General features: G+C 62.2%; 22 protein-coding genes. 10 read left to right on the top strand and 12 right to left on the bottom strand.

Features of this window, described 5'->3' with window-relative positions; all coding sequences use genetic code 11:
* The first annotated feature begins 182 nt into the window (after positions 1–182).
* From D460_RS0102740 to D460_RS0102720, 5 genes are read left to right on the top strand one after another with little or no spacing between them, the layout of a single operon-like run.
* On the top strand, positions 183–1019 hold the full coding sequence (locus D460_RS0102740; RefSeq protein WP_018896970.1) for a metallophosphoesterase: 837 nt from the start codon (positions 183–185) through the stop codon (positions 1017–1019).
* Positions 1016–2179: an ABC transporter ATP-binding protein gene (locus D460_RS0102735; RefSeq protein ID WP_018896969.1), complete on the top strand. Its 1164-nt coding sequence runs from the start codon at positions 1016–1018 to the stop codon at positions 2177–2179. Before D460_RS0102740 ends, D460_RS0102735 begins: the two co-directional genes overlap by 4 nt.
* Positions 2172–3098, top strand: a complete 927-nt coding sequence (locus tag D460_RS0102730) for a sugar ABC transporter permease (RefSeq protein WP_018896968.1) — start codon at positions 2172–2174, stop codon at positions 3096–3098. Before D460_RS0102735 ends, D460_RS0102730 begins: the two co-directional genes overlap by 8 nt.
* An 11-nt stretch (positions 3099–3109) precedes the next feature.
* Positions 3110–3946, top strand: coding sequence for a carbohydrate ABC transporter permease (locus D460_RS0102725; RefSeq protein WP_018896967.1), 837 nt, complete (start codon positions 3110–3112; stop codon positions 3944–3946).
* Positions 3947–3975: 29 nt separating this feature from the next.
* Complete coding sequence (locus D460_RS0102720; RefSeq protein ID WP_018896966.1) at positions 3976–5241, top strand: ABC transporter substrate-binding protein; 1266 nt, start codon at positions 3976–3978, stop codon at positions 5239–5241.
* A 51-nt stretch (positions 5242–5292) separates the two neighbouring features.
* Here D460_RS0102720 and D460_RS0102715 read toward each other — a convergent pair whose 3' ends face one another.
* Positions 5293–6285, bottom strand: coding sequence for a substrate-binding domain-containing protein (locus D460_RS0102715; protein ID WP_018896965.1), 993 nt, complete (start codon positions 6283–6285; stop codon positions 5293–5295).
* Positions 6286–6656: 371 nt separating this feature from the next.
* Here D460_RS0102715 and D460_RS0102710 point away from each other — a divergent pair, with 371 nt between their 5' ends.
* Together D460_RS0102710 and D460_RS0102705 are read left to right on the top strand one after the other, a co-directional pair.
* Positions 6657–7757 carry a siderophore-interacting protein gene (locus D460_RS0102710; protein ID WP_018896964.1) on the top strand — a complete coding sequence of 367 codons (1101 nt, stop codon included), beginning with the start codon at positions 6657–6659 and terminating at the stop codon, positions 7755–7757.
* A 224-nt stretch (positions 7758–7981) separates the two neighbouring features.
* Positions 7982–8212 carry a hypothetical protein gene (locus tag D460_RS0102705; protein WP_018896963.1) on the top strand — a complete coding sequence of 77 codons (231 nt, stop codon included), beginning with the start codon at positions 7982–7984 and terminating at the stop codon, positions 8210–8212.
* A 57-nt stretch (positions 8213–8269) separates the two neighbouring features.
* On the opposite strand, the gene minE is transcribed toward D460_RS0102705, so the two are convergent.
* The 11 genes from minE to D460_RS0102650 all read right to left on the bottom strand — a co-directional run bounded on the left by minE (position 8270) and on the right by D460_RS0102650 (position 18221).
* Positions 8270–8527: a cell division topological specificity factor MinE gene (gene minE, locus D460_RS0102700; RefSeq protein WP_018896962.1), complete on the bottom strand. Its 258-nt coding sequence runs from the start codon at positions 8525–8527 to the stop codon at positions 8270–8272.
* Positions 8524–9339 (bottom strand): septum site-determining protein MinD, encoded by an 816-nt coding sequence (gene minD, locus D460_RS0102695; RefSeq protein WP_018896961.1) that lies wholly within the window; start codon positions 9337–9339, stop codon positions 8524–8526. The genes minE and minD overlap by 4 nt, the downstream gene beginning before the upstream one ends.
* Positions 9340–9370: 31 nt before the next feature.
* Positions 9371–10093, bottom strand: a complete 723-nt coding sequence (gene minC / locus D460_RS0102690) for a septum site-determining protein MinC (RefSeq protein WP_018896960.1) — start codon at positions 10091–10093, stop codon at positions 9371–9373.
* A gap of 215 nt (positions 10094–10308) precedes the next feature.
* A complete protein-coding gene (locus D460_RS34895) occupies positions 10309–10446 on the bottom strand; it encodes a DUF1127 domain-containing protein (RefSeq protein ID WP_018896959.1) in 138 nt (45 codons plus the stop codon).
* Between the two features lie 187 nt (positions 10447–10633).
* Complete coding sequence (locus D460_RS0102680; protein WP_037110692.1) at positions 10634–11611, bottom strand: alpha/beta hydrolase; 978 nt, start codon at positions 11609–11611, stop codon at positions 10634–10636.
* Between the two features lie 221 nt (positions 11612–11832).
* On the bottom strand, positions 11833–12288 hold the full coding sequence (locus tag D460_RS0102675) for an RpiB/LacA/LacB family sugar-phosphate isomerase (protein WP_018896957.1): 456 nt from the start codon (positions 12286–12288) through the stop codon (positions 11833–11835).
* Positions 12285–13082: a triose-phosphate isomerase gene (locus tag D460_RS0102670; RefSeq protein ID WP_018896956.1), complete on the bottom strand. Its 798-nt coding sequence runs from the start codon at positions 13080–13082 to the stop codon at positions 12285–12287. The genes D460_RS0102675 and D460_RS0102670 overlap by 4 nt, the downstream gene beginning before the upstream one ends.
* A 41-nt stretch (positions 13083–13123) precedes the next feature.
* Positions 13124–14059, bottom strand: coding sequence for a sugar-binding transcriptional regulator (locus tag D460_RS0102665; protein ID WP_018896955.1), 936 nt, complete (start codon positions 14057–14059; stop codon positions 13124–13126).
* 63 nt (positions 14060–14122) lie between these two features.
* Positions 14123–15055 carry a TIM barrel protein gene (locus D460_RS0102660; RefSeq protein ID WP_018896954.1) on the bottom strand — a complete coding sequence of 311 codons (933 nt, stop codon included), beginning with the start codon at positions 15053–15055 and terminating at the stop codon, positions 14123–14125.
* Between the two features lie 11 nt (positions 15056–15066).
* Positions 15067–16581, bottom strand: coding sequence for a glycerol-3-phosphate dehydrogenase (locus D460_RS0102655; protein WP_026282721.1), 1515 nt, complete (start codon positions 16579–16581; stop codon positions 15067–15069).
* 86 nt (positions 16582–16667) lie between these two features.
* On the bottom strand, positions 16668–18221 hold the full coding sequence (locus D460_RS0102650) for an FGGY-family carbohydrate kinase (protein ID WP_018896952.1): 1554 nt from the start codon (positions 18219–18221) through the stop codon (positions 16668–16670).
* 919 nt (positions 18222–19140) lie between these two features.
* Here D460_RS0102650 and D460_RS0102645 point away from each other — a divergent pair.
* The 3 genes from D460_RS0102645 to D460_RS0102635 are packed head-to-tail and all read left to right on the top strand — an operon-like array spanning position 19141 to position 22420.
* Positions 19141–19797 carry a DUF2291 domain-containing protein gene (locus D460_RS0102645; RefSeq protein ID WP_018896951.1) on the top strand — a complete coding sequence of 219 codons (657 nt, stop codon included), beginning with the start codon at positions 19141–19143 and terminating at the stop codon, positions 19795–19797.
* Positions 19794–21344: a sugar ABC transporter ATP-binding protein gene (locus D460_RS0102640; protein WP_018896950.1), complete on the top strand. Its 1551-nt coding sequence runs from the start codon at positions 19794–19796 to the stop codon at positions 21342–21344. The genes D460_RS0102645 and D460_RS0102640 overlap by 4 nt, the downstream gene beginning before the upstream one ends.
* Before the next feature lie 23 nt (positions 21345–21367).
* A complete protein-coding gene (locus tag D460_RS0102635) occupies positions 21368–22420 on the top strand; it encodes an ABC transporter permease (RefSeq protein ID WP_018896949.1) in 1053 nt (350 codons plus the stop codon).
* The last annotated feature ends 54 nt before the right edge of the window (positions 22421–22474 follow it).

The following is a 22474-nucleotide window of genomic DNA, read 5'->3' as shown; positions in this document are numbered from 1 at the left end:
GCGGCTTTGGCCCTGATCTCATGCACGAACAAGCGGCCCGGATGCGCGGTGACAATTCGATGACGAAAATGAAACGCGGTTGGAAAGCCGTGTTACGCCCACGACACATGATCGCTCTAAAGAGGCGCCGGAAGACGTCGCTGGCCTGAGTTTGGCCGGCGGCTTGGAACCGGAGAAGCGCCGTGAAGATCATCCATATCACCGATACACATCTGAGCCCCAACAAGCCGCATTTCAACGGCAACTGGGCGCCCTTGGTCCGCTGGATCGAAGAGACCGGCGCCGACCTGATCGTCCACACCGGCGATCTCAGCGTTGACGGCGCAGACAAGGACGAAGATCTGACCTTCTCCATGGATCTGATGCGCGAAGTGTCGATCCCCATGCTGATCGTTCCCGGCAATCACGACGTCGGCCACCTCCCGGGCTCCGCTCAGCCAGTCAATCCGGAGCGTCTGGCGCGCTGGCGCAATCTCGTCGGCCCCGACTATTGGGTCAAGGATATCGGCGGTTGGCGCATCATCGGTCTCAACAGCCTGCTGATGGGCTTCGAGGACGCGGAAGAGCAGGCGCAGTTCGACTGGCTGCAGAAGACGCTCGCCGAGCGCGGCGACCGCCGTGTCGCGATCTTCGCGCACAAGCCGCTCTTCGTGGACGACGCCAACGAGGGCGACACCGGCTACTGGAGCGTGCGCCCGACGCAGCGCCGCAAGCTCTACGACCTGATCGCCGCCCACGATGTCGCGCTCTTCGGCAGCGGCCACCTGCACTGGACGTGGAAGGGCGAATTCGGCCAGACCTCCGTCGTCTGGGCGCCGCCGACGGCCTTCATCCTTGACACGATGGAACGTGAGATGCCGGGCGAGCGCCTCGTCGGTGCGGCCGTGCACGAGCTTGGCGACGACGTCAACACCGAACTGGTCGCCGTACCAGGGATGACCGCCTACTTCCTCGACGACGTCGTGGAAGAGGTCTACCCGCAGGCAGCGCCGAAGAAGCAGCGGGAGCGAGCGGAATGAGCGCGCTTTCCCTTCGCGGCATCACCAAGTCCTTCTCAGGCAACGCCATTCTAAAGGGCGTCAGCCTTGACGTCGAGCCGGGCGAGTTCATCGCGCTGGTCGGCCCGTCGGGCTGCGGCAAGAGCACGCTGCTGCGCATCCTTGCCGGCCTCGATGACGCCGATCAGGGCCAGATCATCATCGGTGGCGAGGACATGTCGGCGATTGCCGCTGCCGATCGCAACATCGCGATGGTCTTCCAGTCCTACGCGCTCTATCCGCATCTGACGGCCGGCCAGAACATTGCCGTTCCGCTCGCCATGCGCCGCCTCTCCGGCGCGCAGCGCCTGCCATTCGTCGGCTCCATGCTTCCGGGCCAGCGCGCCATCAGCGCGGCGATCGCGCGTGATGTCGCCGAAATGGCGAAGTCGCTGAAGATCGACCATCTGCTCGACCGAAAGCCCGGCCAGATGTCGGGCGGCCAGCGCCAGCGTGTGGCTCTGGCGCGCGCCATGGTGCGCCATCCGAGTGTGTTCCTGATGGACGAGCCGCTCTCCAACCTCGATGCGAACCTGCGCGTCCACGCCCGCGGCGAGATCGTAGAACTGCATCGGCGCGCCGGCGTGCCGACCGTCTACGTCACCCACGACCAGGCCGAGGCCCTGTCGATGGCCGACCGCGTGGCCGTGATGATCGGAGGTAATCTGCTTCAACTGGCGAGCCCGCAGGTCATTTACGATGACCCCGCCCATATCGAGGTTGCCCGCTTCGTCGGCCAGCCACGCATCAATGTCGTGCCGGCGCTCGCCGAAAGCGGCATGGTGTCATTCGGCGGCGTCAGGCTCGGCCTGCACACTCCGATCACAGCCCGCACGCCGGTCAGCCTGGCGATCCGCCCCGAATTCGTCCGTCTGGCGGATAATCGTGAGGACGGTCTTGCGGCCAAGGTCGAGCGCATCGAGTTCCTCGGCTCCGAGGTCATTCTATACTGTAAGCTCGATGCGATCGGCGAAATCATGATCGCCAAGCTCTCGCCGGCGGAGGCCAGCGGCGTCTCGGCTGGAATGCCCGTTGCTCTCTCGCTGTCGGCGGACAAGGCCATGGTTTTTGCCGAGGACGGCAGCCGCCTGAAAGCGAGCCCGATTGCCATCGAAGCGACTTTGGAGAAGGCTCATGGCTAGCATCGCCATGGACGCACCCACGGCCCGCAAGACCACCGCCGCCCGCGAACGCAACGAAGCGCGCACCGCCTGGCTTCTGGCGCTGCCCGCCATCATCCTGATCTTTGTTTTCGTGCTGCTGCCCGTGGTCGCGGTCGTCCTGCTCGGCTTCACCGATTTCGAGCTTGGCATGGGCAAGTTCCGCTTTGTCGGCTTCGAGAACTACGCGCACCTGATCAACGATCGCGCTTTCCGCAAAGCTTTGTGGAACACGACCTGCTACACGGCGATCGTCGCCCCGGTTTCGATCGTTCTCGGCCTTGTCGTCGCTCTGCTGATCGAAAGCGAGACGACGGCGCGCAGCTTCTTTCGCACGGTCTACTTCCTGCCGGTGGCATCGCTGATCGTCGCCATGGCGACCGTTTGGCAATATCTCTTCCACCCGACCATCGGGCCGATCAACAGCCTGCTGGCGCTGGTCGGCATCCCCGGCCCCAACTGGCTGGCAGCTTCCAGCACCGTGCTCTACAGCCTGTCGATCATCGGTGTCTGGCAATCCGTCGGCTTCAACATGGTGCTCTTCCTCGCCGGTCTCACCGCTATTCCGCGTGAGCTCTATGCGGCTGCCGAAGTCGATGGCGCCCGGTCGGCTTTCGATCGGTTCCGTCTGGTGACCTGGCCGATGCTCGGACCGACCACGCTGTTCGTCACGACCATCAGCATCATCAATTCGGTCAAGGTCTTCGAAACCGTTCAGACCCTGACCCAGGGTGGGCCGAACCACGCCTCCGAAGTGCTGCTCTTCAGCATCTACCAGGAAGGCTTCGTCTATCTGCGCGTCGGCTATGCCTCGGCGATGACCGTGGTGTTCCTCGCCATCCTGATGGTGCTCACCTTCCTCCAGTACAATGTTCTCGACCGCCGGGTGCACTACTCATGAGCGTAAACACGATGACCGCCAACCGGTGGACCCTCGGCCGCGTCAGCCGCCTGGCGCTGCTCTCCTTCGGCGCGCTGCTGTTCCTCGCGCCTTATGTCTTCATGCTGTCGACGGCAGGCAAGGCGCAGAGCGAGATCTTCACCTCGGCTCTGTCGCTGATCCCGACGAACTTCCACTACGTCGCCAACTTCACCAAGGCGCTGACCCGCGTGCCGATGGGAACGCTTCTTTGGAACGGTGTGCTGGTCTGCGGACTGATCTTCTTCTTCCAGGTGCTGATCGCCATTCCCTGCGCCTACGCCATGGCGAAGCTGAAGTTCCGCGCGGCGCGGCTGATGATGGTTCTCGTCATGCTTGGCCTGCTGGTGCCGATCCATGCGACCGCCCTGCCGCTCTATGTCGGCTTCAACAGTCTGTCGCTGCTCAACAGCTACACCGCGCTGGTGGCTCCGTTCTCGATCTCGGTCTTCGCGATCTTCATGTTCCTTCAGTTCTTCCGGTCGATGCCCGACGATCTGATCCATGCGGCGCGTCTGGACGGCATGTCGGAGCTTGGGATTGTCGCGCGCGTCATCGTGCCGAATGCCTGGCCCGCCGTCACCGCCTTTTCGATCTTTTCGGTCGTCGCCCACTGGAACGACCTCTACTGGCCACTCGTCGTGATCACCAGGCAGGATTACGCCACGCCGCCTCTCGGCCTGATGTACTTCCGCGCCGCCGAGGCCGGTGACGACTACGGCGCGCTGATGGCCGCCACCATGATCATCACCCTTCCCCTCGTCGCCGCATTCCTGCTCGCGCAGAAGCGCTTCGTCGAGGGTATCACCATGACCGGTCTCAAAGGCTGACCGGTCGCCCCAACCCAGGAGAACGAGCGATGAAACGTATCACCCAGCTTCTCGCCGCAGCGGCCATCTCGATGGCGACAACCGTGCCGGCTTTCGCCGAGACGACGCTGACGGTCCACTACCCGATGCCGGGCTTCTTCAAGGACGTGATGGACACGATCTCGAAGAAGTTCATGGAAGAAAATCCGGATATCAAGATCCAGTTCGCCAGCCCGTCGGCGACCTATGAAGAAGGCATCCAGACGATCCTTCGCCAGGTCGGCACGTCGGAAATGCCCGACCTGACCTTCATCGGCCTGAACCGCCTGCGCATGATCGACGAGCGCGATGTCGCCGTCGACCTTGGCCCGCTCGTCAAGAAAGACGGCAACATGGCCGAGCAGGGCTTCTCGGACACGATCCTGAAGCTCGCGCAGGTCAAGGGCAAGCAGATCGGCCTGGCTTTCGCGACCTCGACCCCGATCATGTACTATAACGCCGATCTCGTTAAGGCCGCCGGTGGCGACCCCGAGAACCCGCCGAAGACCTGGGACGAAGTCATCGCGCTCGGCGGTAAGATCAAAGCGCTCGGCAACGGCGTCGATGGTATCGACTTCCGCTGGCAGGGTGACGACTGGATGTTCTCCGCGCTGCTCTTCGGCGCCGGCGGCTCCATGCTCAGCGAAGACGAGAGCAAGGTCACCTTCAACGGTCCGGAAGGCCAGAAGGCCGGCGAAGTGATCGAGCGCATGGTCAAGGAAGGCGGCCTGCCCGTGTTCACGAAGTCTGCCGGCGAGCAGGCTTTCGCGGCCGGCAAGGTCGGCTTCGAGTTCCAGACAACAGGTGCTCTGCGCAACACCATCAAGAATGTCGGCGACAAGTTCGACCTGCGCACCGCTCCGCTGCCGCTGCTCGACCCCGCCAAGGGCCACCTGCCGACCGGCGGCAACGCTGTCGTCATCCTGACCAAGGATGCCGCCAAGCAGGAAGCCGCTTGGAAATTCGCCAAGTTCGCGGCCGGCCCCTACGGTGCCTCGGTCGTCGTACCGGGCACCGGCTACGTCCCGAACAACGAACTGGCCGCCAAGTCGCCTGATTATCTCGGTGACTTCTATGCCAAGAACCCGCTGTTCCAGGCCGGCCTCAAGCAGATGCCGCTGATGGTTCCGTGGTACGCCTTCCCGGGCTCCAACGGCGTCCGCGTCACCCAGACGATCGTCGACAACCTCTCGCGCATCGTCGACCAGTCGTCGGCGCCGAAGGAAGCACTCGACGACGCAGCCGCGGACGTCGAAGGCATGCTGCCGCGCAGCTAAGCGCGACCGAATGGTGATATCGAGCCGTCGCACCCCGTGCGGCGGCTCTTTCTATTCGGATGATTTGTTCAGATCGCGAACGGTCCCGCCCTTGTGGAGCGAATAGGCCAGTTCCAGATGCCGGTCTGGTGCTGCGTTTTCGACCATGTCGAGAAGCAGCGACGCCGCGGTCGTGCCCATGCTCGCATCCGGCATGTTCATCGTCGTCAGAGGCGGATCGATCAGCCGGCCGATGACGATGCCGTCGAAACCTGCCACCGACATGTCTCGCGGCACGGACAGGCCCTCGCGACGGAGCGCTGCGATCACCCCAAGCGCCAGAAGGTCATTGGATCCGATAATCGCGGTCGGGCGACCATCCCTGATGGCGGTCAGGATGTCGATCTGGTCGTATTCCGAAACGAAGGAGATCTGCATGGCAGCAAGCGGCAGCTTGCCGACTTCCCGTAACGCTTCGAGATAGCCCTGGTAGCGGCGCGCGGCGCGGTCGGAAGCGGCGAAGCTGCCGGAGACGAACAATATCCGCTCATGCCCCATCTGCAGCAGATAGCGCGTGAGGTCCCGGCCTGCGGCGAAATTGTCGACGGTGACGGCCGCCGGATGGCGCTCCGTCGGCAGATTGTGCAAGAGCACGGTCGGTGGCAAATCGCCAAGCAGCGCCTGGCTGGTCAGGCCGTTGCAGACGGTCAGGATCAATCCGGTCGGCCGTTCGCTCATCAAGCCCGAAACAGCATCGGCCTCCTGCAGCGGATCGTAGTTGGACTGCGCGATCAGCACGCTGTGACCGGCGCTCAGCATGCGGTTCTGGATGCCGGACAGGGATGCGGCGAAGACGGGGTTTGTGAGGCTCGGCACGAGCACGCCGATGACGGGGCGCCGGCCGCCCTTGGCGGTGGCGCCCGGAGCGCGATAGCCGAGTTCGCCTGCCGCCTTGCGCACCTTGCCGACCATCGCGGGGCTGACCGGGCCGCTATGGTTCAGAACGCGGCTCGCCGTCGCCGTGGAGCAGCCCGCACGTTCAGCAACTTGGCGCAGTGTCGCCATGGATTGTTTTCCCGCCTTGTCGGACAGAGCCTCCCGCAGCCGGCTTTAGCAGGGATGGCGCGGCGCGCGCAAGAATACGGGCGGTTGCACCTTGTCTCATATGCCCGGCACGCGCCCCCACTAACCGGTCAGCCGAATTCGTCCATCCCCTTGCGGATTGACAAATTTGCGGACGTCTAAAACCGGTATGGGTGTAGAAAACCTTTGAAACGTCGCCTATACCGGTCCGTGCATGCGCACTTCAGGGCAGGTACAAAAGGTAATGGCAACAACACGAGCTTCGGGATCATTCCACGGGCGGGATCGGGGTGTCCGATGTCCCATCGGGGATGGCTTGCCATTCCCCGGTCGTTTACCCGAGGTGATAGCCGATGACCGAACCCACACGATTGCGCTGCAGCACTGACATCCGGCTGCTGAAGCTGCCTGAATATCTACACCTGATCGTCGACCGGCTGGCGAGCTTCGATGCCACCGTCGTGCAGACCTATGACAGCGTGACCTTCGAATTCCCCTTCGCCTCCGCGCGTTTCGACATGACGCGCGAGCAGCTGACGATGGAAGCCTCGTCGCCTGACGAAGAGGGCCTTCGTCGCGCCAAGGAACTTCTCGGCGTCGCCGTCGAACTCTATGCAAAGAGCGAAAAGCCGCAATTCGTCTGGACCGGCGATCTCGCCGGCGACACGACGCTCTCGTCCTTCCGGCTCATGCGCGTCGAGCGCGCCTGGCAGGTCACGCCGGGCATGCGACGTGTGCGCCTGACGGGCAGCAATCTCGAGCGCTTCGACAACCCCAGCAGCATGCACATCCGCATGTATTTTCCGACAGCCGATATCCCCGAGCCCGTCTGGCCGATCGCCGGGCCGAACGGCCTGACGTTCTGGCCATCGGAAGAGCGCAAGCCGGTCGCACGCGTCTACACCATTCGCGAAATGGATGCGAAGGCAGGTTATATCGATGTCGACTTCGTCGTCCACGGCGATGGCGATGGCGCGCACGAAGGTGTGGGCTGCGCCTGGTCCATGCATGCGAAAGAAGGCGACCAAGTCGGCATCATGGGACCGCTCGGGCGCCCGGTGAGGCCGGCGGACTGGTACATCATGGGGTGCGACGAGACCGGGCTGCCGGCGCTGAGCCGCATCCTGGAGCGGCTGCCGGCTGATGCGCGCGGCCATGCCTTTGTCGAAGTCGCGCGGGCGACCGACGAGCAGCCGATCAGTCATCCCGAGGGCATCGAGCTTCGCTGGATCCATCGCAACGGCGTTCCCGGCGGCGAACACGGCGAATTGGTCCGCGCGATCCGCGCGGTGGAGTGGCCCGAGGGTGTCTCAAGCTTCGGTTGGTTTGCCTCCGAGAACGAGGCCACCAAGGAGATCCGCGAATACTGGCGCGACACGCTGTCCTACGGACGCGACCAGACGCTGGCTGCCGGCTACTGGCGGCGAGGTGTGACCGGACTGATGGCGGGTTGATCGGGGCGACCTGGCATGCCTTCTTAGGGACAGGACATCGGTAAATCGGTGATGGGGCGAAGCCATCCGCCCCGTTCACCGTCGGCCCGGCGCATGATCGCGGGCGGAAGCTGAGGTGACATTCGGCTTGCGGAACGCCATGTGTCTGCAGTAGGTCACTGCTCTCACCATTGCGGCCGCGTAGGTCGGTCAAACAACGGCATGCGTCGATAAGGAGTGCTCCGATGAATGAAGCCCAGTTCATGGCACTATGCAAAAGCGGAAAATTCAAGGAAGCACTGGCGCTTGCCCTGGACGGCAAGGAAAAGGCGAAGTTTTCGCCAAGCCGCTTCGCAATCGATAAGAAGTCGGGCACGCCAATATTCTACCGCGGCAACAAACGCGTCGAGATCGGCGCCGATGGCGAATGGGAACTGGCCAAAAACAACTGGCAGCCTGGCGGTCCACAGGACTGAAGTCCGCCACACCGTCATTTGAAAGCGGCACGTTATGTGCCGCTTTCACTTTGCTATTCAGGCAGCGCGGGCTGCGTTCAGCGGGATCTCGACGTCGATCTCGAGGATCGACATGTGCTCGTCGCGATCCATCTTCACGTGCACGCGGTCGTTGTCGACCTGCACGTGCTTGGCGATGACGGCGAGGATTTCCTCGCGAAGAACCGTAATCAGATCGGATCCGGTCGACGACCGCTCGTGAGCTAGGAGCACCTGCAGGCGCTCGCGGGCAGCCGGTGCGGTTCTCTGTTTTCCAAAAAGCCGAAAAATGCTCATGCGGCCTTCCTTCCAAAAATCTTGCCGAAGATACCGCGCTTCTCGCCCGGCACCGTCATCGCCACCTCTTCACCGGCCAAGCGTCGAGCGGCGTCGAAGTATGCCATGGCGGGTGCGCTCTTGCTGTCCGCGAGCGTGACCGGAGCGCCGATGTTGGAAGCGCGCAGAACGTCCATGCTCTCAGGAATGATCCCGAGCAGCGGGATGGAGAGGATCTCCAGCACGTCGTCGACCTTGAGCATGTCGCCACGCTCGGCGCGGTTCGCGTCGTAACGGGTGAGAAGCAGATGCTTCTCCATGCGCTCGCCGCGTTCGGCCTTCAGCGTCTTGGAATCAAGCAGGCCGATGATGCGGTCCGAGTCGCGAACCGACGAGACCTCGGGGTTGGTCACAACGACAGCGACATCGGCATGGCGCATGGCAAGCGTCGCGCCGCGCTCGATACCGGCAGGGCTGTCGCAGATGACCCAGTCGAAATGGCGCTTTAGGTCGGCCATGACGCGCTCGACGCCCTCTGCCGTCAGGTTGTCCTTGTCGCGGGTCTGCGAGGCCGGAAGCAGGAACAGCGTCTCGAGGCGCTTGTCGCGGATCAGCGCCTGAGAAAGCTTGGCGTCGCCCTGGATGACGTTGATCAGGTCGTAGACGACCCGGCGCTCTGCGCCCATCACCAGATCGAGGTTACGCAGCCCGACGTCGAAGTCGACTACGACGACCTTCTCGTTTCTCTGTGCAAGAGCCGCTCCAAGTGCCGCGGTGGAGGTTGTCTTTCCAACTCCGCCCTTGCCTGAAGTGACGACGATGACTTTCCCCATCTTTCTCTCCTAATATCTGGCCAACCTGGGCTCAGCTAAGTTTCTCGGCCTTGATCGCGTCGTCTTCCAGCCAGAGCTGGACTGCTTGTCCGCGAAGCCCCGGCTCCAGGTCTTCCGCCATTTTGTAGATGCCATCGATGGCAACCAGTTCAGCCTCGAGCCTGCGGCAGAAGATACGCGCCGAGGCGTTGCCCAACGACCCCGCCATCGCCCGTCCGCGCAAAGCGCCGTAGACATGGATCGAACCGCCGGCGATCACTTCCGCGCCCGATGAGACCGACCCGATGATGGTCACGTCGCCTTCCGCGAAAATCACCGACTGCCCGGAGCGAACCGGCTCTCGGATAACCAATGACTGCGGAGTTTGCCGCGTCTCGATTGCGTCAGGCTTGCGTGGTGCTTCGAGAACAGGTTCGTTCTGCGGCATTTCGAAATCGGAAACCGGACGCCCGCCTTTCAGCGCCGGCGGCATGCCTGGTCCGATCAGCGAAGGACGCCCGCCTTCGATGCCCATGATGCTGACATTGCGCTCGCCGAGCGCCGCGATCAGCTCCTTCAATTGCGCGCGATCAATCTCGAGCTCGCCGATATCGAGCACGACCGGGCGACCGAGGAAGAAGCCGGCCGATCGCGCGGCCAGATCGTCCAACCGCACCAGCCAATCATCGAGCGGCAGGTCCGGCGATAGCATCACCGCCAGAAACGAGCGGCCCTTGATACGGATGGAGCGGGCGTCTGTTAGCAATTTGGTCATCTACGTTAAGAAATCGTTGAGATTTATTAACGATGAATTGGTTAACAAAAGGTTAACGCGGGTGTCTCAGCCGGCCGCGAGAGGCGTCGATGACGGGGCATTTTTTCGGGGGCGGATAGGCAGTATCGAACGCCCTGAATTCGTGTTGTGAAAAGCCCTAAAAACGATAAAGGCCCGCTTAAGCAGGCCCATCGGAAGCAATCAGGTAGATGTGATCAGCGACCGTATACGCGACGCTTCAGATCGGAGCGATTAACACCGATGTCCTTGAGAGCGGCGTCGTCGAGGCGGGAAAGTTCACGGTATGCTCTGCCGAGCTGAAAGTACTCGACGATCTTGTTGGTGATTTTCATTGCATTTCTCCTTTGTGAATGCCCAATTATTTATCTCATTGCCCGGATAATGAGCAGAGATAAATTTGCATAAGAGGCATCCGAGAATCGCAATCGGAACGTTGTGAAAGGCAAGACTCACACTTTGGCGCCTGTGGCCGACGAGATGAGTCGGCCACAGGCGCCAAAGCGAATGTTCGATGGGCGATCAGGCCTTGATGAAGGCAAGCAGGTCGGGGTTGATCACGTCGGCTTCCACCGTCAGCATGCCGTGCGAGAAGCCGGGATAGACTTTTAGCGTGCTGTTCTTCAGAAGCTTTGCCTGCAGCAGCGAGGCATCCTTGTAAGGCACGACCTGGTCGTCATCGCCCTGCAACACCAGCGTCGGCACGGTCATCGCCTTGAGGTCCTCGGTCTGGTCCGTCTCCGAGAACGCCTTGATGCCGTCATAGTGCGCCTTGGCCGAGCCCATCATGCCCTGACGCCACCAGTTGTCGATCACACCCTGGGATACCTTCGCGCCGGGCCGGTTAAATCCATAGAAGGGACCGGAGGCGACGTCGATGTAGAACTGGGCGCGGTTGGCGGCCAGCGCCGCGCGGAAGCCATCGAACACTTCCATCGGCGTGCCATCGGGGTTGCCCGGTGTCTTCAGCATCAGCGGAGGAACGGCGCTGACCAGAACGGCCTTGGCGACACGCCCCTGCGGCTGACCATATTTGGCAACATAGCGAGCAACTTCACCGCCGCCGGTGGAATGGCCAATATGCACCGCGTTGCGCAGATCGAGATGCTCTGCAACGGCGGAGGCATCGGCGGCATAATGGTCCATGTCATGACCATCGCTCACCTGCGCGGAACGGCCGTGGCCACGACGATCATGAGCGACGACGCGATAGCCCTTGTTGACGAAGAACAGCATCTGAGCGTCCCAATCGTCTGACGACAGCGGCCAGCCATGGTGGAAAACGATCGGCTGGGCGTCCTTCGGACCCCAATCCTTGAAGAAGATCTCGACGCCATCTTTCGTCTTCACAAAGTTTCCGGTCATGGGAGTTGCTCCTTTTGCAGTGTGTGATGTCTTTTGCTTAGCGGCGAAGGCTGGTGTGGCCATCGCGAATGAAATCGTTGCTCCGGCAAGCATTGCTTGGCGGCGAGAAAGCGGGAATGAAAATTCGTTTGCCACAAGGCGCTCCGTATCAAATCATCAGAGCCGGCTTCGCCGCCCTTTGATGTCAGGAGCTTATTGAAACGACGCCGTCGGCGATTGTCGTTTTCGGTGGCGTTTGGATATTCGTGCGGAGAATCGTGGCAGACGGCAAAAGGGCGCTGCGGGATGAACGCGGAATTCGTCGACGCGCTCATGGAGGTACGGCCCGCAAGGCGCGGGCCGTAGCTCTTAGTCTATCAACGCTGATTGTACTTCGCGTCGAGTTCGTCCATAGCCTTGACGTTGCCGGCGGAGCGGCCGTTTTCGTCGAAGGTCTGCGCCAGGAACGCGTCGGCGATGGCCTTGGCGAGTTCAGGTCCGATGACGCGCGCGCCCATGGTGATGATCTGGGCGTTGTTCGACAGCGCGGCGCGTTCCGCCGAATAAGTGTCATGGGTCAGTGCGGCGCGGATGCCGGGGACCTTGTTGGCGGAGATGCAAACGCCGATGCCGGTGCCGCATACGAGGATCGCCTTGTCATAGGTGCCGTCGATAACGCCCGACGCAACGCGGTCGGAAAGGCTGGCGTAGAATGCATCCGGGCCCGCGCTTGTGCGCGAGACTTCGGACACTTCATAGCGATCCTTCAGATGGTCGGCGAGAACCTTGGCGAGGCCTTCGCCCGCGCTGTCTCCTGCGATTGCCAGTTTCATGCTTTTTCTCCTTCGAGTTTTGCGTCAAGTTTGGCGGCGCATTTCGCGAGGATGTCGAGATAACCTTCGACGTTCCAGGCCGAACGGCCGATGAAAAGCCCATCTATATGTGGGCTTGAGATAAGCTCTTCGCAATTGCCGGGGTTGACGGAGCCGCCGTAGAGGCAAGGGATGCGGCGACCCAGCACTTCCTCGGCAACCGCGATGATTTCGGCCTGGCGCGCATCCGCATATTCGGCCGTCGCCGGGATGCCGTTGACGCCGATCGCCCAGACCGGCTCGTAGGCGAGCAGGATCTCGGCTTGCTTCTGCGCGCCGGTCAGCTTGGAAAGTGCGCCGCGAACCTCAGTCGCAAGCACCTCGGCGGCACGGCCGCTTTCGCGGTCGGCCAGCGTCTCGCCGATGCAGATAAGAGGGATCAGTCCATGGCGAACGGCAGCCTCGGTCTTGAGGCCAACGGTCTCGTCGGTTTCGCCGAAGAACTCCCGTCGCTCGGAATGGCCGAGCTCGACGATGTCGAGGTTGCAGTCCTTGAGCATCGCCGGCGACACCTCGCCGGTCCATGCGCCATCATCAGCCCAGTGCATGTTCTGCGCGCCGACCTTGACCGACGTCTCCGCCAGCATCGCCTTGACCTCGCGCACGGCCGTGAAGGGCGGAATGACGAAGCGCTGGATGCGCGGATCGCGCGCGCCATCCGCAGCCTTGAGCCCGCTCGCGAAGCTCTGCGCCTCGGCAAGCGTCTTGTTCATCTTCCAGCTGGTGCCGATCCAGAAACGCGGTGAGTTGGCCATGTGCAATCCTATTTCCTGTCGTGGTCTGTCTGATCGTCCGGCTAGCGCAGAAGCGCCTCGGCCGTACGTTCGTCGGTAATGAGTCCGTGGAGGCTGCCGCTGCGCAGAACGGCGCGGATCGCCTCGACCTTGCCGCCGCCGCCCGCAAGCGCCACCAGCCGCTCCGTCCTCGGCTGCGGCAGGCTGGCCGAGAGCGTTCGCTCGGTCAGCGCGGTGTCGAGAATGCGGCCGTTGGAATCGAAGAAGTAGCCGAGGATTTCGCCGACACCGCCGGCAGCCGCCACTTCCTTGATCTCGCGCGCCTCGATCATGCCCGATTGCACCAGCTGCGCATGCGTGTCGACCGTACCGAGCCCGACCAGCTTCAGCGTGGCGGTGTTTGCGAGATCCATCACTTCCTTCACACCGCGCTGCGCCAGAAGCACTTCGCGGTCTTCGGCCGTGTTGGCGAAGAACGGAACGGGCATGACATAAGCAGGCATGCCGGTCTTTTCGGCGATGCGGTGCATGACGTCATAGGGGTTGGCTGCGTAGTTTCGGGTCAAGCCGCCGAGAAGCGAGACGAAGCGCAGGTCGCGGGCGGAGACACGCGGCAGGAGATGCACTGCGGTCGACAGCGTGCGTCCGTGGCCAAGCCCTATCACAGTATTGTCGCCGCGCTCGATCTCGCGCTTCAGGAAGTTGGAACCGGCAAGGCCGAGCGTTCGAAAGATCGACTCGTCTTCGCCGACATAGGGCGTCACTTCGCAATATTGCAGGCCGAAGCGCTCGGAGAGGCTGTTCTCCAGCGCCACGCACTCGATGATGTCGCCTTCGATGCTGATCTTGACGACACCTTCGGCGACCGCGCGCGCGATGAGGCGGTGCGTCTTCACCGAGGGCAGTCCAAGACGCTTGGCCACCTCGGACTGCGTCAGGCCCCCGGCGTAATGCAGCCAGGCGGCTCGCACCGCAAGCGATTCTTCCGGATCGTTCATCGACAGTCTTCTCCCGATTTGGCCACCCGCATATCCCGCCTCTTTTTTCGATTCGCTTTTCGGTCAGATATGCAGGTCGGCAACGCCGGTGTCGATGTGGGGCGCCCAGAACGCGACGCTTTCGGCGATCTGCGAGATCACCTGGCGATCGTTCGGCTCACGCTCCTTGAAGGAGAGTTCGAGGCAAATCTCGTTATCCTTGGCTCCGCCCTCCGAAAATGCCTTGAGCAGCTCCGGCGGCTGAATGCGGCCCTTGGCGTTGAATTCGGCCGTGAACGGCCGATGCCCGCCCTTGTCCATCAGGCTCTGCTTGATGTGGATGATCGGCGAAACCTTCGGCACGGCGCGCGCCCACGCATAGGGTTCGAAATCATCGGGGTTGCTCGAGGTCACGTCCCCATGGTCGATATCGGCCATCATCCACATCGGCACGGCCATATCGGCGGCGGTCAGACGGTCCTGCAGCTTCATGCACTCGGCGATCGTCTCGCCGAATTCGCGACCGATGCTCATCGGCTCCCAGAACACGTATGACAGACCAGCCGACTTCGCGTGCTCGGCAACCTCGGCCCAGCAATCAATGGCGATCTTGATCAGTTCCTCCCGCCGCGCGGGATCGTCGAAATCCTTGTAGGTGAAGATCGCGAACTGCGTTCCGACCGAAGTCCCGCCGAGATCGGCGGTGATGTCGGCGAAGGTCTTGAACCAGTCGACGTAATAGCGACGAACGTCTGCATCGGGATGGCCGAAGTGGTTGAGGCGGCCGTAAGGCCCGGTCATACCCGAGGTCACCCTGACGCCGGTGCGCTGGAGTGCCGCCGACATGTTGCGGGTCAGCCTGCGGATGACGGGCGCCTGCCAGCTGGGATTGATGAACTCGTGGGTGAGCTGCAGGTCACGAATGCGCAAATCCCGCGCCACGGTTTCGATCAGGTCATCCGGCTCGGCGAAACGATTGACGAGCGGATTGGTGTTTAGCGAAAGGGTCAATGCCATGATCGGTATCCTCAGGCGGCCGCAACGAGATTCGCGCCGGCGAACCAGTCGGCAAAGGCGGCCTGCTCGGCCTCGGTCAGGTGCAGATAGTGCTTGGTGCGGCGCTTCAGCACGTCCTCAGGGGTCAGCGCCCACTCGGACGAGACGAGATAGCGAACCTCGGCCTCATAGAGATGGCCACCGAAGTGACGGCCAAGACCTTCGACACCTTTTGCATCGCCGACGATCTTGCGGGTCCGGGTGCCGTAGAGACGGCCGTAGTGACCCGCGAGCGTGCGCGACATCCAGGGATAGCTTTCCTTCAAGCCGTTGAAGAAGGTTTCATAATCGGCCTTCGGCATATCACCGCCCGGAAGCGCTGCGTGTTCCGTCCAGTTATCGGACATTTGCGGGAAGATGTGCTTCAGCCGCTGCATGCCGCGCTCGGCGAGCTCACGGAAGGTGGTGATCTTGCCGCCGAAGACGTTGAGAAGCGGCGCGTTGCCGGTCTCTTCGAGATCGAAGACATAGTCACGCGTCACGGCTGATGGATTGCCCTTGCCGTCGTCGAACAGGGGGCGCACGCCGGAGAAGCTGTGCAGCACATCCTGACGGCGGAGCTTTTCCTTGAAGTAGCGATTGACGGCGGTGAGCAGGTACTCGATTTCCTTCTCGTCGGCTGCGACATCCTCGGCCCGGCCTTCGTAGGAGATATCGGTCGTGCCGATCAGGGCCTTGTCGCCCTCATAGGGATTGATGAAGATTACGCGCTTGTCGTGGTTCTGCACGAGGTAGGCGTTGGACCCCGCCCAGAACTTCGGCACGATAATATGGCTGCCCTTGACCAGCCGGACATTGCGGCTGCTGTTGGCACCAGCCACGCGACCGATGACATCGGACACCCAGGGGCCCGCAGCATTGGCGATACAGCGGGCGCGGAAATTGCGGGTTTCACCGGTGACGCTGTTCTTGGTGGTGATGCTCCAGCCGCCATTCTCGCGCCTAGCGGAGACGGCTGCCGTGCGGGTCAGAACCTCGGCCCCTCGCTCGGCGGCATCGACCGCATTGAGCACGACAAGACGCGCATCGTCGACCCAGCAGTCTGAATATTCGAAGCCGCGGGTGTATTGATCGAGGATAGGCGTACCCTCGGGGTCACGGCGCAGATCGAGCGTGCGGGTGCCCGGGAGCTTCTTGCGGCCACCCAGGTGATCATAAAGGAAAAGACCGAGACGGACGAGCCAGGCCGGCCGATCCTGCGGCGAATGCGGCAGCACAAAGCGCATCGGCCAGATGATGTGGGGGGCGGCGTTGAGCAGCACCTCGCGCTCGATGAGCGCCTCGCGCACCAGCCGGAATTCGTAATATTCGAGATAGCGCAGGCCACCATGAACCAGCTTGCCTGAGCGCGACGATGTCCCCTGCGCCAGATCGTCTTTCTCACACAGAACGACCTTCAGGCCACGGCCCGCCGCATCACGCGCGATGCCGGCACCATTGATCCCGCCACCGATCACGAACAGATCCACCATTCCGGACTCAGTCATCAACATGCTCCTTCGGATGCTTTGTGCATCAACACATTCATTCAGCGCGGCCGCGCATCAGTCGCGGCCCGGCGCGGGATTTCCGTTTATTGCGTGGCGACCAGCTGATCCCAGGCGGGCGCGACCGCCTCGCGCACCATCACGTAGGCCTTGAACAGGCGCTCGAAGCGCTCGGCCTGCTCGCTGTCGGGCGCTTCAGCCTCGCCAAGAAGCGGCGTCACCCATTCGGCAATGCAATCATCCATGTTGCGGTAGGCGCCAATCGCAACCGCCGACATCATCGCGACGCCTGCGGCACCGGCCTCTTCGCGCCGCGACACCCTGACCGGGGCATTGACCGCCGCCGACAGGCAACCACGCAGCGCGCGCGAACGCGCCGCGCCGCCGGTGATCCGGAGTTCTTCGGGCATATCGCCCATCGCCGCGTAGCAATCGCGCGTCGCCATGCCGAGACCCTCGACCACCGCGCGCAACAGATCGGCGAAGCCATGCCGCATGGAAAGACCGATGAAACCGGCGCGGGCCGCGGCATTGACGAAGGGGCCACGTTCGCCGGCATCAGAGATATAGGGGTGATAGAGCACCGAGCCCGGCCGGCTCTCGGCGAACCAGCTGTCGATACGGGCGATCAGATCGGCATGCGATACCGTCTTGCCGCCGTCGGCCATCAGCGAGCCGGCCATCTGCAGCAGCCAGTCGATGTTGATCGTGGCGCTCATATTGGTCTGTACCTGGGTGACGATCCCGGGCATCGGCAAGGCGATCACATAACCCGTGCCCTCGGCATTGAGCTGCACGTCGGCCACCGCCTTGGCACGCATGTGGACGCCGGTGGAGCCGACGGTCGAGCAGGCCGCGTTCTGACCCGCGCTACGCACGCCGGCGCCGAGTGCGGTCATGACCATGTCGACATAGCCGAGACTGACGGGCGTGCCGGCGAGAAGCCCACAGGCCCGGGCCGCATCAGCCGACAGCGGATGGGTGACCTCGGTGCCATCGATGATCTCGGGCAATAGCGAGCGGCGGCGCGACAGTCCGAGCGCATCGATCGCCGCATCGTCATATTTCCGCGTGCGGAAATTGCCGAAGGTGAAACTCGCTTCCGACGGATCGGTGGCGCGAATGCCCGTAAGATTGAGATAAAGCCAGTCCTTGCAATGAAGCGCGACCTCGGCGCGATCGAGAAGCTCGGGCTGATTGCGGTCCATATGGGCGATTTGCGCACCCTGCTGGCACGTATTGAGGCCGGTGCCGGTCGCTTCGAAGCGCGCGCGATTGCCGGCGCCGGCGCTGAGCCGCGTCACCGTCGGAGCCGCCCGCGCATCGAGCCAGAGCCACGCATCGCCAACCGGTCGATTGTCGGCGCCGACGAGCCATGTGCCGTCGCCCTGCCCCGTCACCGAGATGGCCGCCGTGCGCTCGGCAAGGCCCGGCACCTTTTCGCTGAGGCCGCGCAGCGCGGTCACGCAGTCGGCCCAGGTTTGCGTCAGAGACTGCGTCGCCGAACCGTCATCGCCGGTCGCATACTGATTGCGCGCCGACGCGGACGCGATCTGGCGCCCAGATAGCTCGAAGGCAACCGCCTTGATCACCGAGGTTCCGGCATCGATACCGATAATGATCTGCCCACGTTCAGACATCGAAAGCCTCGTCGCCCACGATCATCCATGCCGCTGGATACGGCATCCTCATCCCATTCATGGTCACTCCTCCCAGACGACCGCCGACGGACCGCGCCAAGCGCTACCGTTCAGACAGTACGTCGCATTACGACCGCTCCTCGCAAGATCAGACTGAAAGACCTCGCCCTGGGCAGCAACCGGAAACCGGCAAGCGCCGAATTTTCGTTTCATGCAGAATATAACACAAACTTATCACCGCAAATGAATTTTTTTTCTGTTGTCGCAAATTTTTTCAGATATAATGCAAGGCATCAAATCGACACGATGGGCGAGGCGCTGGCTTGAGCGCCATTAATCAAACGCTGCGAGGACCTCCTCCAGCGCCTACGCACGCGCCATTGCGATACCCGAACAAGTATAACTATATCAATAACTTGTGATGCAATAGCGCGATTGATCTCGCATGCGTTAGTTATGCGATAGATTGCAAAGCGTTGTCTTCTCAGCGCTTTCTATGGGCACCAGCCTGACCGCTCTACACAGCCATCAACATCGACTAAAATCGAAAACATCGCCGAATGGTCGATTGACAAGGTACAATCTTTATAACATGTTTATTGCCATTGATAACACGGCGATACCATAGCTCGCGGGCTAACACGGTATCTGCGTGAAGCGCCTGGCGGTTGGAGGAGAAACAAACGCCGGGTTATTGAGGAGGATCACGACGGTGCGAATTTCTGTTTCCAGACATGGCTTGGCGTCACGCCAGCACTTCCGCCCCGACGCGCGATCGCCGCTTGGCGACCTCCTCGCAAACTCCCTAACTAACAAGCTGGATTGTCGCCCGACTGACCGGTCGCGACGTCGATAATCCCTCATCCCCTTTTCTTTCCCTCAACAGGAAATCCGGCCTTGCGCCGAAGGTTGTCAGAAAATGAGCATAGAAACGGACTACGCGGCTTCCCAGCCAAAGAGCGGCAAACTGAAAATCGCGGTCGGCATTGCGGCCATCGTGGTTGTCGTCGGTGCGATCGCGCTGGACACGAAGGTTGTCCATATCGGCTCCGAAAACGACGTGCGCCAGCAGGCTTTCTCCTCGGAAACCTACGGTGTGGAGCAGTTCCCGAAGATCGCGGCTGATGTCGAGAAGCGCGCGGTTCCAGCTGCCGAGCTTGCACCGGCTGCCCTCGCAGACAAGAAAGCGGCGGGCGAGAAATACGGCGTCGCAACGACCACTGGCCCGGTTCTGCCCGTGTCCTTCTCCGGCGTCGTCGGCGAGCGCAAGGGCAACATCAACGAGGTGAAGGTCGACGGCCTGCCGCCTGAAGTCGTCATTCGCATGCAGACCGGCCCGGCAATCAACGGCACCGATCTGCGTGATGCCACGGGTACGATCGAGTTCGGCCAGTTCACCAATCAGATCGAGTACCAGGACGCCGGTTCGGCGATCAACAACGAGATGAAGAAGGCCGTGCTTGGGAGCATCGACCCCGCTCAGCTGACCGGCAAGACGGTCACTGTCACCGGCGTCTTCAAGCTGATCAACCCGAAGAACTGGCTCGTCACCCCCGTCAAGGTTGAAGTCAAATGAGCCAGGCAAGCCAACGCCAGATCAAAGGTGAGATCGGTGAGGTCGTGCTCAGCGCCCGCAACGTTGCCAAGACATATGGCAGCGTGCAGGCCCTCAAGGGCGTGAACTTCGACATTCACCGCGGCCAGGTCACCACGCTGTTCGGCGAAAATGGTGCCGGCAAGTCGACGCTGATGAAGATCCTGTCGGGCGTCGTGCGCCCGACATCGGGTGAGATCATCCTCGACGGACAGACGGTCAACTTCGTCTCCTCGACGCATGCCCGCGAATGCGGCATCTCAATCATCCACCAGGAACTCAGCCTGGCGCCCAACTTGAGCGTCCGCGACAACATCTTCATGGGCCGCGAGATCATCACGGCGGGAACCGTCGATTTTGCCGAGGAAGAGCGCCAGACCCGCGCGCTGCTCGAAGAGCTGGAAGAGGATATCGATCCGCTGACCCCCGTCGAGGATCTCCGCCTTGGCCAGCAGCAGATCGTGGAAATCGCTCGCGCGCTGTCCGTTAACTCGCGTATCCTGATCATGGACGAGCCGACCTCGGCGCTCAGCGCCACCGAAGTCGAAGTGCTCTTCAAGGTCATCCGCGATCTCACCAGCCGCGGCGTATCGATCGTCTATATCTCGCACCACCTCGAAGAGGCGCTGCAGATCACCAACCATGCCGTCGTGCTGCGCGACGGCACCATGACCGCCTATGCCGAGCGCAAGGATATCGACCTCGAATGGATCGTCCGCAACATGGTGGGCGAAAACTTCGACCTCGGCAGCCCGCCTGATGGCTACGAGATGGGCAAGGTCGCCTTGTCTATCAAGGAACTCACCGTTCCCGGCCCTTCCGGTGCTGCCTATAACGCCGTCGACCGCCTGTCGCTCGATGTGCGCGCCGGCGAGATCGTCTGCATCTACGGCCTCATGGGCGCCGGTCGTACCGAGCTTCTCGAATGCGTGGCCGGACGTCTGCACGCCAGCGGCGGGCACATTCTTCTCGAAGGCCAGGACGTCGCCGGCCTTAGCATTGCCAACCGGATCGCAAGTGGCCTCGGCCTCGTGCCCGAAGACCGCCAGCGCGACGGTCTGGTTCAGACGATGACTGTCGGCACCAACCTCTCGCTTGCCAGCATCGGCGCTTTCACCAGGGGGCTATTCACCTCGGGTGGCCGCGAGCGCGAACTGGTCACGGATTCGATCCGCAAGGTTCACATCAAGACCGACGGTGGCGCGGCCGCCATCGGCTCGCTCTCCGGCGGCAACCAGCAGAAGGTCGTGATCGGCAAGATGCTGGCGACGCATCCGAAGGTCATCCTGCTCGACGAACCGAGCCGAGGCATCGACATCGGCGCCAAGGCCGAGGTGTTCAAGCTTCTGGCTGAGCGCGCCAAGCAGGGGCTGGCGGTGATCTACTCCACCTCGGAGGTCGCCGAATGCCTGAGCATTGCACATCGCATCATCGTCATGCATCGCGGCAAGATTTCCGCCGAGTTCAGCTCTGACGTCACCAAGGAAAAGATCATGGCCGCCTCTGGCGAAGCAGTGGTCGCGCACTAGCCCGGAATTATGGAGCACTGATTATGTCAGTCACTGAAGCAAACGACAAAAAGACAGTTTCGAACGGGCCACGGCGGGATTTCAATATTATTCGCCTGCTGCTGGAAGGTCGCGCGTTCTTCGCGCTGATCGTCATCATCGCGGTCTTCTCCTTCCTGTCGCCTTACTATTTCAGCCTCAACAACTTCCTGATCATGGCCTCGCACGTGGCGATCTTCGGGATTTTGGCGATCGGCATGCTGCTCGTCATCCTGAACGGCGGCATCGACCTTTCGGTCGGCTCGACGCTGGGCTTGGCCGGTTGTATCGCCGGCTTCCTGATGCAGGGCGTGCAGCTCCCCACCTTCGGCGTCATCCTCTACACGCCGGTTTGGGCGGTCGTGGTCCTCACCTGCGCGATGGGTGCGCTGGTCGGCGCCGTCAACGGCGTGCTGATCGCCTATCTCAAGGTTCCCGCCTTCGTCGCGTCGCTCGGCGTTCTCTACGTTGCCCGCGGCATCGCGCTTCTGATGACGAACGGCCTGACATACAACAATCTCGGCGGCCGCCCAGAACTCGGCAACACCGGGTTCGACTGGCTCGGCTTCAACCGTCTCGGCGGTGTTCCGATCGGCGTGCTCGTGCTTGCGGCACTCGCCATCATCTGCGGCATCGTGCTCAGCAAGACCGCCTTCGGTCGTTGGCTCTACGCGTCCGGTGGCAATGAACGCGCCGCCGAACTCTCGGGCGTTCCCGTCAAGCGCGTCAAGATCCTCGTCTACGTGTTCTCCGGCGTCTGCGCGGCCATTGCCGGCCTGGTCCTTTCCTCCCAGCTGACGTCCGCCGGTCCGACCGCGGGCACCACCTATGAACTGACGGCGATTGCTGCCGTGGTCATTGGCGGTGCTGCGCTCACCGGCGGACGGGGGACCGTACGCGGCACCATGCTCGGCGCCTTCGTCATCGGCTTCCTGTCGGACGGCCTCGTCATCATCGGCGTCTCGGCCTACTGGCAGACCGTCTTTACCGGCGCGGTCATCGTTCTCGCCGTTCTCATGAACAGCATCCAATACGGGCGTCGGGTCAAATCATCCTGACGCACGCTGCAGACCTTCTCCGCAACAATGCGGAAAGCACCGCCGGGAAGCCGG

This window comes from Rhizobium sp. 2MFCol3.1 (genome assembly GCF_000377565.1).
GTDB lineage: Bacteria > Pseudomonadota > Alphaproteobacteria > Rhizobiales > Rhizobiaceae > Rhizobium.
This window is presented reverse-complemented; position numbering and strand designations above follow the sequence as displayed.